Source organism: Candidatus Schekmanbacteria bacterium, assembly GCA_003695725.1.
Lineage (GTDB): Bacteria > Schekmanbacteria > GWA2-38-11 > GWA2-38-11 > J061 > J061.
In genome coordinates this window covers 14,478-27,383 of record RFHX01000248.1, presented here as the reverse complement: position 1 = coordinate 27,383, position 12,906 = coordinate 14,478, and the positions used below count along the sequence as shown (strand labels likewise).

The following is a 12,906-nucleotide window of genomic DNA, read 5'->3' as shown; positions in this document are numbered from 1 at the left end:
GAGCTTATTGCTAAAAAGGGGTTGCGAAAAAATAACGATTTAACTCCAAAGACAGGAGAAATGGAAACAGAATCTTCTTTGATTGACAACGATTTCTCGGAAGGGGTGGTGGATATAGGTAGTGGAGAAAGCGGAAAGAATAGATCAATTGGAGTGGAATTATTTACATCGCAAATCATTAAAAAATTCGAGATTTATATGAGTAGTAATTTTGATTTTTCTTTGAGTTCTTTTTTCTCTTTTAAAATATATTCAAGAGATAGAATTGGTGAAAAATGGGTATTGGTGAAATTTGCTAAAAATCCATCCTATGACAGAACGAGCAGAAAGTTTGTCATTAATATTCCGGGAGACTTGGAGGCAACTTTTATAAAGGCCGTTGTTGTTGATAACAGCACATCTGAAGCCTTTGTAAGTGAGGCAAAAGTTTTAGGTCCTGCAGGTGCCGGACAAGAGAAGAAGATAGTCTCTACATCGAGCGTTCAAACAATCAATGCAAATTTCTCCATTTCTCCTACTGAGTATCTTATTTTTGGGTTTAACATTGACAGGACTAAAAGTAAAAACGCCTCTCCTACGAGACTCCAAAGAAATGGGACTCAAACATGGCGTCTCTCATTCAATCCAAATAAATACTTAGATATCAATGCGAGTTTTCAACAATCTTTTACAAAGTTTGAAAGACAAGAAGCAGATGACACAAGCAATAATATTTTAACCTTAGGATATGCGATGGCACCCCTTGAAACACTTTATACAAGCATAAATTATTTGATTAATCAAAGTGATATTGAATCGGAGGAAGTCTCGAGAAATAAAACATTCAACTGGAATTTAGAAGCCAAGATATACAGAAATCTCGATTTTCAGTTAACTTATACAGACACAAGAAATAAATCATTTACGGATGGAGCAAAAAATAGGGTCGATACGGTTTCTATAAATATGAATTCAGATTTAACTGACAGACTACAGGGGATTTTTGGTTATACCTGGCGCGAATCAAAAAGCTATGGTAAAAATGAGCCGCGTCTTGTATTTTCAAATGATATGTTTCTTTATTTTACTTATACACTTAGTGGAAATTTCAATTTGAATGCACGCTATAATTATCAAAATAATCAAGAAATGGATAATTTTCAGCAGTCATATACTATTGATTGGGTTATAATACCTCGTTTATCTGCTTTTATATCATATACAAGAGATACAGAGGATTCCGATATTACGAATGTCAATACTTCAGAAAATATGATTTATGAACTTAGATGGTATGTAAATCGTTATATGGATATACGATTAAGTTATCAGCTTTCGAGAAGCTTTGATAACACTGAGAATACAAGATATTTTGTTCAAGGAAATATAAGGTTTTAAAAATAGTGGGAAGGATTATGATTAAAAAAACAAAGAGTGAAAAATTGGTAAAAGGTTTTTTATGGGTTGGTGCTTTTTCCTGTTTGCTGCTTTTTCTATCTTGCACATCTATTCCGACAAATTACATCAATCCAAACTTTGACTTTAGTTTGGTGCAGAGAATTGCAGTACTTCCAATTGAAAATTTCACACAAGACCAAAATGCAGGCGAAAAAATTAGAAGAGTTGTAATCAATGAAATTCTTTCATCTCAATATGTAGAAGTTGTTGAAGTTGGACAGGTAAACAGAGCTATCAAAGAAGCTAAAGTGGAAGATTTATTCAATATGAGCAAAGAAGAATTTAAAAAGGTTGGGGAATTGACAGGAGCTCAAATTCTCATCAAAGGCTCGGTTGAGAATTATGGTGCTACAAATATTGGAGGCGCTTCAATTGCAGAAGTTTCGGTTTCTCTGTCAGCCATTGATGTGAGCAGTGGAGAAGTTGTTTGGTCAGCTAGCGGCTCGAAATCAGGTGCAGGAATTGTTGAGAAGATATTTGGTATTTCGGGACCTTCGATTTCAAGTGTTGCAAGAAAATGTATCAGTGACTTAGTATATACACTTTTTGAATAACAGGTTTAAAAAAAGAGAAATTAAAGAAATGTATAAAAAATTAGCAAGTTTTCTCTTTTTGATTGTTTTTTTCCCTTTATCTTCAATTTGTTGCTGGGGGCGGTGAACAATACTGGACAATAAAAAAATGGTGATACTTCCCTTTGAAAATATAGGTGGTCAACAAGTTGGCTGGGATTTCATACTTGACAAGATTAAAAGTGTTCTTGTTGAAAAGGGATATGCGGTTATATCAGGCGATGAGATAGAGCCGTATCTTCTTGAAGATAGGATTAGAGATACATCAAATGTGAGCCAAGAGTTTATTTCCAAGATTGGAAAACTTACAGGTGCTGCATATGTTTTGGTTGGAATGATAGATATTGTTGTCGTTTCAGAGGAAAATCCGCAGTTTGGTCTTTCTGCGCGCGTATTATCTGCAGAAGATAGTTCAATCCTTTGGGCTGATTATTTAGGTAGTACTGGTGACAGTACAAAAATGATTTTAGGATTGGGAAATATCAAGTCGCTTAAGAAGTTGATAACGAAGGTTGTCAAAAAAGTTTTTGCATCAATTCCCTCTGCAGGTAAAGCTTTTTTGAGAAGAAGTTTTTTACATCGTCTAAGCTTTGCAAGATTTTTTCCTAATGTTGATTATTATTATTCGAGTGATTTTCTAAAAAAAGTAAAGAATTTTAAGATTGCAGTTCTACCCTTTGAGAATTTAAGTGAGAGAAGAGGTGCCGGTAAAGTCCTTCGCGATATTTTTTTGGTTTCGCTTTTCAAGTATAGCACCTTTGAAGTAATTGATTCCGGGAGAGTAAAAAATGCAATTGTCAAGTACAAGGTTTGGCCCTATGGGGGAGTGGATATTGAGGGATTGCAAAAAGTTAAAGCCGCATTAGATGCTGATGCAGTGATAGTAGGTGTAGTTGAGGATTACAATGAAGGATTGAGAAAAAGAGGGGTTACATCATCGCCTGAAATTTCTGTTTACGCCCGAATGATTGATACTAAGGACGGTAAAATTATCTGGACTTCAGAGGATTCTGCTAAGGGAGAAGACACTCAGATTGTCCTTGATTTTGGAGTTATAAAATCGGCTGTAGAGCTTGCTAAACATATTACACGGAAGATGGTCTTTTCTATGAGGTAAAAAGAATGAGGAAAATAGGATTAGTTATTTTATTGATTACAATTTTGATTGCAGGTTGCAAAACGCCTTCCTATTGGTTGAAGGAAGCTCCTATAGCTGAAGTTAATGGAGATATTATTACATTTGAAGATATGAAAAGAAGCTTTGAGAAAGGACACGGAGGACATGGTGCTTTTTTGGAAGATTTAACGATGAATAAGCAATACCTTCAAAAAGTTATAGATAAACAATTGTTAGTGCAGGAAGGGTTGAGAATAGGTCTTGATGAGGATGAGGATATTCAAGAAATAATAAAAAATTCCAGAGATTCAAAGCTTGTTGAGGAGTTTTATACAAATGAGATTGTGAAAAAGGTCAATGTTTCTGAAGATGAGATAAAAGATGCTTTTGAAAAGAGCAAAAATCTTTATAAAGTCCTTTATATCCTTGTAGAAAATGAAGAGGAAGGGAGAAAAGCCCTTGAAAGAGTCAATGAAGGAGAAGATTTTGAAAAAGTGGCAAGTGAAGTTTCTATTCATGAATCAAAAGCACGAGGTGGTAAGCTCGGATTTGTTATGTGGGGTGTGATGAATGAGGAGATTGAAAATGCCCTTCTTGGAATGAAGGAAGGTGAGATAAAAGGACCTTTCAAAACAGAAGACGGATGGGCAATTGTCAAAGTGACGGCTGTAGAGCCGCAGGATAAAGTGGAATATGAAAAGGTCAGAGATGAACTTAGAAATAAGGTCTATAAAAGAAAATTAGAAAAACTAAAAAAGAGTTATTTTGAGGATTTAAGAAATAAATATAATGTCAAAATCTACGATTCAATGATAGAGCCTATATTCCTTTCTGATGATAATGAAATCATAGAGAAAAAAAAGGATGAGGTATTAGTATCAGCTGATGGATTCCAATTTACCGTTGAAGATATCAGAAAGTTGATAAATTTTAAAAAACTTAACCGTTATCCTAAAACGCACAGGGCTGACCTCATAGAAGACCTTATCAATAATAAAATAGATAATAAGCTATTAGTTTTGGAGGCAGAGAAGAAAGGATATGACAAAAAACCTGAAATTTTGAAATACGAAAAAAGAATAAGAGATTCACTTGTCGGACAAAAACTTCTTGCAACGGTCATTGCGAGGGATTTGGAAGTCAGTGAAGAAGAAATGAAAGATTATTATGAAAAGCATAAAGATAAATATATTTTGCCTGAAAAGGTTTTGTTGAGTGCAATTTTGGTAGATGATGAAAATAAAGCTAATGAAATAAAAAAGAAGCTTGAAGAAGGCGCTGATTTTGCAGAAATAGCAAAAAAGGAATCAAAGGATGCATCTGGTGTCAATGGAGGGCAAGTAGGATGGTTTGCAAAGAATGAATTGAGACCTTCTGTCGTGGGTAAGATTTTTGACCTCAAAGAGAATGAGATTATGTTAGCCAAAGAAAAGGAAGGATATTACATATTAAAGGTAACAAAGAGACAGGAAGAGAGACAGCTTGGGTTTGATGAAGTCAAAGATAGAGTTAGAAATGATGTTTATAAGAAGAAATATAATGACAGAGTCAAAGAATGGACAAGTAAATTGAGAGAAAATGCTGAGATTGACATTCATAACTGGAATCTCAGAAAAGCGACCAAGGTTTATATAAAAGAGAATTATGAAAGAAAAGAAAGGATGAATAAAAAGGGGGGCGGACATTAAAATGAGAAGATACTTGAGAAAATTCGAAGGTGTTGCTGTCTTAATTGTAATTTGTGTTGGTCTTTCTTTAATAATTTCTTCCTGTAGTGGAGGGAAAAGGAGAAGAGCAAAAAGATTTGCTCCTAAATCCTGCGTTGACCAAGGGTGTCATCCATCAAAATTGGCCGAGTATAAGTCAAAACCGGTAATTCATACCCCATTGGAAAATAAAAAATGTGAAGTATGTCATAAGAAACATGGCCTTGTAGGGGCAGTTGTCCTTGTAAAAGACAGAGAAGATGAGCTTTGTTTTTCTTGCCATAATGAAGAGAAGATTTCTATTCAGAATAAAAAATATTCCCATAAGCCGGTGAAAGAAGGGGAGTGCTTGAAATGCCATACACCCCATTCTTCAGATAGCAAGGCATTGCTTGCAAAGAGTGAATTGGAAACTTGTTTTGAATGCCATAGCAGGGAAAATTTTGAAGGCAATGTAATTCATGAACCATTGAAAAAATCCTGTTTAGATTGCCATAATCCACATTCGTCTGATAACCTGTATGCATTAAAGACAGATAAAAGGTCAATATGTCAAAACTGCCATGATCCAGCAAGTGCTCGGATAAAAGATAAACATTACGGCTATTCATTGAAGGGCACAGATTGTACAACTTGCCACACGCCTCATGCTTCTGATAAAAAAGCGTTGCCGAGAAAATATTTTCATCCTGCAATGGAATTCAATAATTGTAATGTTTGCCATAATGAACGCACTTCACCAGATCCTCTTGGTGTGAAAAAGGAGCAGCCTGATTTATGTTTGCAGTGTCATTCTACTGATAAAGTAAGTGAGGCAAAAAGAATAACTAATGCAACATATAATAAAAAAGTTGTTCACCCTGCTTTTTCAGATGAAAATTGCACTCTTTGCCATTCTCCTCATGCAAGCGACTATCCGGGTAGATTTATTGGCAGACAGATAGATGTGTGTTTTCAGTGCCATGATGATATACAGGAATTCTATGAAAAGAAATTTTCTCATCTAAAGATAGAGGATATTGTTTGTAGTGATTGTCATGAGCCCCATTCGTCAAATAATCAATTTAGACTTCGTGAGCCGGGCAATGAAGTATGTTTTCAGTGTCATGATGATAAGAAAGACATACTTGAAAATGCCCAGACAGTCCATCCGGGTTATGCAGACGAGCTTTGTACGACCTGCCACAATCCTCACGGTACTGATTATCCAAGTTTTGTCAAATCTGATTTAAATACATTATGTTTTGAATGTCATGATACTGAAGGGTTTGATAATATCTTTAAACATAAACCTGTAAGAGAAGGAATGTGTACTGAATGCCATAATCCTCACGGAAATAATAACACTTCTCTTTTGAAAGAATATCCTCCTGAATTATGTAAAAAGTGTCATATCAAGCTTTTTGCAAGAATGCAGGGACTTGAACAGCGTCATCCGCCATTTGATGATGGAGAATGTCTGACTTGTCATCTCCCTCATTCGAGTAAAATTAGTTCAAGTTTGCTTTCTGAAACAATGCCGCAGGTATGTGACCAATGCCATGATATTTTATCTGAAGAAGCAAGTTCGAAGAGTTTCCATCCTCCGGTAAAAGATAGCTGCGTACTCTGCCATGACCCGCATGGAAGTGAAAAAAGTAAGCAGTTGAAGGCGGAAGGTAAAGATTTATGTTTGAACTGTCATACTGAAAAGAGAAAATTGCTTGAGAATAAAGATGCAACAATTCATACAGCAGTAGCCGGAGGCGAATGCCTTGATTGTCATCTACCGCATTATTCAAATTCGTTGAAACTTTTACAGCAGGATGTACCTGACCTATGTTCTAACTGCCATGACTTTGAAGATGAATATCTCAAAGAAAAGCATAGGTATATTGATATAAGCGAAAGCCTCTGTACAGGATGCCATGATCCACATGGTTCAATGGACAGGAAACTTTTTAAAGCAAATAAGCATAAGCCCTTTGCTGAACGGTCGTGTGACCAGTGTCATGAAACTAATCAATAATTGTTGAGGAGTGAGATATGAAGATAAAAAGAATTTTGCTAAGACTATCTTTATTTTTAATATCGTTAATTTTAATTTTCTTTTTAAGTGGCGGAGTTTCCAATGCAAAGGTTAAATTGAAGAGCAAAGGTTCAAAATTATGCTTTAAATGTCATAAAAAGATGGCATTGAAACTTAAAGCGAAAAAATATTTGCATAATCCTGTTGCAGCAGGGCAATGTGAAAAATGTCACAATCCTCATACTTCTGTTGACCCTAAACTTTTGAAGGTAAAATCTGATGAATTGTGTCTAAGCTGTCATACTGAGAAAAAGAAGGAGTTTGCTAAAAATACGGTGCATCCTCCTGTAAGGGAAGGAAATTGTTTGGGCTGTCATGACCCTCACGGTTCATCATATAGGTTTTTTCTAAAAAATACAGGAAGCAGTCTTTGTTTTTCCTGCCATATAGACCTTAAAATGAAGAATATGGAATCTAAACATCCTCCCTTTAAACTTGGACAATGCATCAAATGTCATAGGCCTCATGCATCAGCAGAACGGTCACTGCTAAGAAAGGCGCCAAAGAATCTGTGCAGGTCCTGTCATAACATAGGCAGCAGTGCTCTTATTTCAAAACATTGGAAAGTAAATCTAAAAGAAGTGAACTGTACTTTATGCCATGACCCTCATGGTACACAGAACTTGAAGCTTGTTAAGGATGTTGTGCATCCTCCTTTTGAGGACCGTGAATGTGATGCATGCCATTCAAATCTTGCAAAAGATCCGAGATTATTTGTCGAGGAAGGAAAGGATTTGTGTCTGCAGTGCCATGGCGAAATGGAGGAAGTTTTTAACAATAGTGATATTCATCCTCCTGTTGCACAGGGTAAATGCATATCCTGCCATACACCACATGCATCAAGTTTTAAGAAATTGCTTGTAGATAAAGAAAGATATATGTGCCTTAATTGCCATACCGAGAAGAAAAAACAGTTTCAAAATGCAAAATATTCTCATCCTGAAAAGGCAGGAGGAGGAAAATGTACAATTTGCCATACTCCACACTCTTCTCAGCAGAAATATCTATTTAAGAAAGAGATACTTTCGGTGTGTACAGGATGTCATAAAACTCAAGGAACTTTTACTCATCCTGTAGGTGTGGGTGTTATTGACCCAAGGGATAAAAAATCACAGGTTACCTGTGTCTCTTGCCATGAGGTGCATGGTTCTAATTATGAATATTTCCTGAGAGGAGATAGAAAAAGAGACCTTTGTGTGATGTGTCATCAGACGGCGATGTAGTCTTAAAAAAGATGGGATCTTGGTGATGAAAGAGATTATTGAACATCTTGACAATTAGAAGAAATATCTTATAAAATCAAATTAATAGTTCTATTTATTCAATAGGCGAGTCTTATATGACTCGCCGATTTTACTTTTAAAAGAATTCTTCAGAAGATTTTAAGTAATGGTTTAATTTAAGAAAGATAAAAATGTCTCTTTTCCCTTTTTTTTCTAAAGACATAGCTATAGACCTTGGGACTGCAAATACACTTATTTTTTTAAAGAGCAAGGGCATAATAATAGACGAACCTTCTGTTATTGCTCTTGACAAAAAAACGATGAAGCCCGTGGCTTATGGTAAAGAGGCAAAGAAAATGTTGGGAAAATCTCCATCTTCAATTGAAGTGATAAGACCTATCCGTGATGGAGTTATTTCAAACTTGGAAGCAACTTTACTGCTTTTAGAATATTTTATTCAAAAAGTTTATAATAGAAAATTTTTTATTAATCCAAGAGTTGTTATATCAATACCTCTCGGTATAACATCAGTCGAAAGGCGAGCTCTTAAAGAATCGGTAGAGGAAGCAGGAGCAAGCGAAGTTTATATCATTGAACAACCAATGGCGGCAGCAATTGGCGCTGGATTAGCCGTGCAAGAACCGGCGGGTAATATGATAGTTGATATAGGAGGAGGTACAACTGAAGTGGCTGTTATAGCTCTTGCAGGAATAGTAAGTGGAGATTCATTAAGAATTGCAGGCGATGAAATCGATACTGCTATTATAAATTTTGTAAAAAATAAGTATAATATTCTTATTGGGGAGCAAATGGCAGAAAGAGCAAAAATAAAAATCTGTTCAGCAGTTAACAGAGAAAATAACAATGAAATGGAAATAAAAGGCAGAGATTTGACAGAAGGGCTTCCGGCAACAGTATTGGTAAAACGAGAAGAGATAAAGGAAGCAATAAGAGAGACGCTATCAATTATTGTAAATTCTGTACTGCAAACATTGGAGAATACACCTCCTGAATTGGCGGCTGATATAGTCGATAAGGGAATTTATCTCGCAGGAGGAGGAGCTCTGTTAGATGGTATTCATGAACTTATGAATGAGGAAACAGGATTACCTGTTTATACTGCAGAAAATCCTTTGTCTGCTGTTGCCCTTGGAGCGGGAAAGGTTCTTGATGAAATAGATTTGCTAAAGGAGATCTCTTTATAATAAAAGTTAGATTTAGGAGAGTTTAGTAAAATGGAAAGATTAATTCACTGCAGAAAGTGCGGCAAGTTGATGAAAAGAGAACTTGTTGATGGATGGAAAGCGAAAATTGTTTGTAGTTGTGGATTTTCTGAATTTCAAGTGCTGTATGGTTCAACACGTTCTCTTGCTCCTGTACTTGGTAAAACTAAAGTAAGCAGGGTTAAGGATTCTAAAAATGACCTCAAATTGCAGTACGAACAGAGTCTATCAGAAAGAGAGAAAGAAGAACTGAATATTATTAGAGAGGTTTTATCTCTATTAACTTCAGGAGAAAAAGGCGCATATTTTATAAATTTGCTTCTTGATAGAATTTATGAAAGGATGAATGCAAAGACTACATCTTTCTATCTGTTAGAGTCCGGAAACTTGATTCTTAAATATGGAAGAGGGATAAAAGAAGAATTTATCAATAAACTGAGTCTTAAAATAGGGGAAGGTATTACAGGTATAGCCGCAGAGGAAAAAGAAATAGTTATCATTGAGGATATATCGGTGGATAAAAGATCAAAGAAGATTGAAGGTATGGACGAAGAAACATTAAAGGCAATGGTCGCAATTCCTTTATTGTATGAAAGCCATCTTCTTGGAGTCCTGAATCTTAAAGTATCCAATAGACAGTCATTTCATAATGATGAAATAGTCTTTTTAACGATAATGGCAAATTTGCTTACTCTGGCAATTCATCTTCAGGAGAAAATAAACTAAAAATTGTTTACTCATTATGTTTGCAAATGGATATCAGACAGCTTTATTGCGGATTGTAATTACTGCAATTTTATCAGGAATAATCGGGCTTGAAAGAGAAAGAAGAAACCAGCCAGCAGGATTCAGGACACATATTATTCTGGGAATTGGTTCAGTTCTGACAATGCTTGTATCCACTTATATGGCTGACATATATCCTCAACATACAAATGACCCGGCAAGAATTGCGGCACAAGTTGTTACAGGTGTTGGTTTTTTAGGTGCAGGTGCAATCTTAAGGTTTGGTGCAAATGTAAAGGGATTGACAACTGCGGCTAGCCTGTGGACTACAGCAGTCATAGGGTTGGCAATTGGCTGTGGATTTTATTTTGGTGGAATTGTAGCAACATTTATCATAGTTGTTGCGCTTACACTTTTAAACAAGGTTGAAAAATATTTATTGGGAAGCAAAGGGGATAAGAGTCTGATTTTGTCTGCTATAGAGTCATCCAATCTGCTTGGAGAAATAGAAGAGGCACTTGCAAGCGAAGGAATATCAATCTTAAATATAAAATTGTCTAAAAATATAATAAGCAAAGAAGTTGATATCAATGCAGTAATAAGAATTTCTCCTGATATTGACCCAATGAGTATTCAAAAGCGATTGTATGATATTGAAGGAATAACAGAGGTTGAGATAAGATGAGTTCGCTTCTTTTAATTGGAACAAGCAATTTCCTCGTTTCCCTTGTAAATGGGTTAAAATCAGAGCGGAGAAAGGTTGTTGTCTTCTGCCCAAGCAAAAAAATAAAGAAGAAAATAATTCAAAAGGGCTATGATGTCATAGAAGGAGACCCTTTTGTTCAAGCGAATTATTCAAAGATTGATTTAAATGATGCAACGGAAATAATAGTTACAGGAAAGAATATTAAAAAGTTAAAGCCTCTTTTGAGTTATCTCAATGAAAAGAAAAAGCAGTCAGCACAGCTGATACTTGCATTGGAAGAAAGTGATATTTCAGAAGAGGAAAAAAGGGAAATAAAGGCAAATAAGATAATTTCACTCTCAGATTTAATTTCGAAGGATTTTTATATTGAACTAGGGAAATACAATAAAAGAAGAAATATAGAGAGACTCCTTTCAACGATAAATGAAGGCGACAATGTACTAATTTTGACACATGACAATCCTGACCCAGATTCGATAGCATCTGCTCATGCTCTTGAATATTTTCTTAAAAAGGCAAGGAAGGTAAAAACTACAATTGCTTATGGAGGAGAAGTTGGAAGGGCTGAAAATTTGAATATGATAGATATCTTGAATATCAAGATGAAACCCCTTAGAGATGTAAAGGTGGAAAAATTCAACAAAATTGCTATGGTTGAAACATATCCCGGCGGAAATAATTCTTTTGATGAAAATATCACTCCCTCTATAGTAATCGACCATCACCCGCAAAAGAAAAAATATAGTGCGGCTTTTATAGATTTAAGAACAGATATAGGCGCAAATTCTTCCATACTTGCTGAATATTTTATTCATTCCCGTTATAAAATGAATAAAAGAGTGGCAACGGCTCTCTTGTATGCCATCAAGACAGATACAATGTCGTTGAATAGAGGGAGTACACCTTCTGATATTGAAGCATTTTCTTATCTCTATACACAGGCGGATATAAATCTTTTAAAGAAAATCGAACAGCCATCTTTGACAATAGAAGAATTTGATGCCTTTGGAAGGGCAATCCAGAATAAAAAAATAGTCAAAAATGTTTTTTTCTCTACTATAGGCAAAGTAAAGGACAGAGAAATTGTGCCGCAAATTGCTGATTTTTGTCTTTTAAGACAGGGGATTAAACTTTCGGTAATATTGGGGTTTCTAAATGGTGAGCTTATAATTTCTATGAGAAACAAGGATAACAGGAAGGATGCCGGAAAAATTCTCAGTAAAGCATTTGAAGACATAGGAAGCGCAGGAGGACATAAAACGATGGCGGCAGGAGTCATAAAGATTGAGGATTTGAATAAAGAGGATGAAGAGGAAATCTTTACAATGATTGTTGACAAAATTTCAAAAAAAATGTGATTTATATAGAAAACATTTGAAAGGAGAGGGACGATTATTTACGAGATAATTGCTATTATAGTTGTCGTGCTTTTGGCAGTTGTGACAGGAGCGCTTGTTTCATTGATATTTCAATTAAAAAGGTCATTGCAAAAAGTTGAAAAAACCATTGGAGATATAGATGAAAAAGTTTTGCCTCTAATTGAAGAAGCTCAAGTATCTATAAATAATATCAATTCTATAACAGACAAAGTTGATAGGGGATTAAGCAGTGCTGAAAAGGCTATGAATAATCTAAAGCTTGCCGCAAGCGCAGTTAAACAGGTAGGGAGCACTTTATCCTCTGATGGTATGCTGCGTTTTTTCTTAAAGTCAGGTGCATTAGTAGGAATTAAAGCGGCAGCAGGAGTGTTGAAGGAAAGACTATTTCAAAAAGGAGGGAAAAAAGATGGAAAATAAGGGAGGAGGATTTTTTTCTTTTATTGCAGGGCTTTTAACAGGAGCTTTTTTAGCTTCAGTAATTATTTCTCAGGAAGAGAAAGATGCAATGAAGGAAAAGATAACTGATAGTACGGAAGCAATGGCAAAAAAAGTAAAGGAAGCATCCGATACCGTTAAGCAAAAAGTTGATGAAGTAGTTGAATTCAGCAAACAAAAACTGGAAGAACAAAAATCAATTTGGGCTGAAGCAATTGAAGCGGGCAAAGAAGCTATAAGAAAGGAAAAAGAAATTTTATCCAAAAAAGAGGAAGAAGAAAAAGAAGAGAGAGAAGAAACTGAAATCAATTAGT

Annotated in this window: 12 protein-coding genes; all 12 read left to right on the top strand. The window is 35.4% G+C overall.

From position 1 onward, the window contains the following. Positions 1 to 60 precede the first annotated feature (60 nt). Entirely contained in the window at positions 61 to 1,377 is a 1,317-nt protein-coding gene (locus D6734_09725; protein RMF93630.1) for a hypothetical protein, read from the top strand. Positions 1,378 to 1,394: 17 nt separating this feature from the next. After that, a complete protein-coding gene (locus D6734_09720) occupies positions 1,395 to 1,991 on the top strand; it encodes a hypothetical protein (protein ID RMF93629.1) in 597 nt (198 codons plus the stop codon). Positions 1,992 to 2,118: 127 nt separating this feature from the next. Further along, positions 2,119 to 3,126 (top strand): hypothetical protein, encoded by a 1,008-nt coding sequence (locus D6734_09715; GenBank protein ID RMF93628.1) that lies wholly within the window; start codon positions 2,119 to 2,121, stop codon positions 3,124 to 3,126. Between the two features lie 5 nt (positions 3,127 to 3,131). Further along, positions 3,132 to 4,814 (top strand): hypothetical protein, encoded by a 1,683-nt coding sequence (locus D6734_09710; protein RMF93627.1) that lies wholly within the window; start codon positions 3,132 to 3,134, stop codon positions 4,812 to 4,814. Position 4,815: 1 nt separating this feature from the next. Then, the gene (locus D6734_09705) at positions 4,816 to 6,840 is read left to right on the top strand and encodes a hypothetical protein (GenBank protein ID RMF93626.1); all 2,025 of its coding nucleotides are present in this window, start codon (positions 4,816 to 4,818) and stop codon (positions 6,838 to 6,840) included. A gap of 17 nt (positions 6,841 to 6,857) precedes the next feature. Beyond that, complete coding sequence (locus tag D6734_09700; protein RMF93625.1) at positions 6,858 to 8,123, top strand: hypothetical protein; 1,266 nt, start codon at positions 6,858 to 6,860, stop codon at positions 8,121 to 8,123. A gap of 191 nt (positions 8,124 to 8,314) precedes the next feature. Beyond that, positions 8,315 to 9,328, top strand: a complete 1,014-nt coding sequence (locus tag D6734_09695; GenBank protein RMF93624.1) for a rod shape-determining protein — start codon at positions 8,315 to 8,317, stop codon at positions 9,326 to 9,328. A 30-nt stretch (positions 9,329 to 9,358) separates the two neighbouring features. Then, a complete protein-coding gene (locus D6734_09690) occupies positions 9,359 to 10,072 on the top strand; it encodes a GAF domain-containing protein (protein ID RMF93623.1) in 714 nt (237 codons plus the stop codon). A 16-nt stretch (positions 10,073 to 10,088) separates the two neighbouring features. Beyond that, entirely contained in the window at positions 10,089 to 10,757 is a 669-nt protein-coding gene (locus tag D6734_09685) for an MgtC/SapB family protein (protein RMF93622.1), read from the top strand. Continuing rightward, on the top strand, positions 10,754 to 12,136 hold the full coding sequence (locus D6734_09680) for a bifunctional oligoribonuclease/PAP phosphatase NrnA (protein ID RMF93621.1): 1,383 nt from the start codon (positions 10,754 to 10,756) through the stop codon (positions 12,134 to 12,136). Before D6734_09685 ends, D6734_09680 begins: the two co-directional genes overlap by 4 nt. Before the next feature lie 66 nt (positions 12,137 to 12,202). After that, positions 12,203 to 12,574, top strand: coding sequence for a hypothetical protein (locus D6734_09675; protein RMF93620.1), 372 nt, complete (start codon positions 12,203 to 12,205; stop codon positions 12,572 to 12,574). Continuing rightward, the gene (locus D6734_09670) at positions 12,564 to 12,905 is read left to right on the top strand and encodes a YtxH domain-containing protein (GenBank protein ID RMF93619.1); all 342 of its coding nucleotides are present in this window, start codon (positions 12,564 to 12,566) and stop codon (positions 12,903 to 12,905) included. Before D6734_09675 ends, D6734_09670 begins: the two co-directional genes overlap by 11 nt. The last annotated feature ends 1 nt before the right edge of the window (position 12,906 follow it).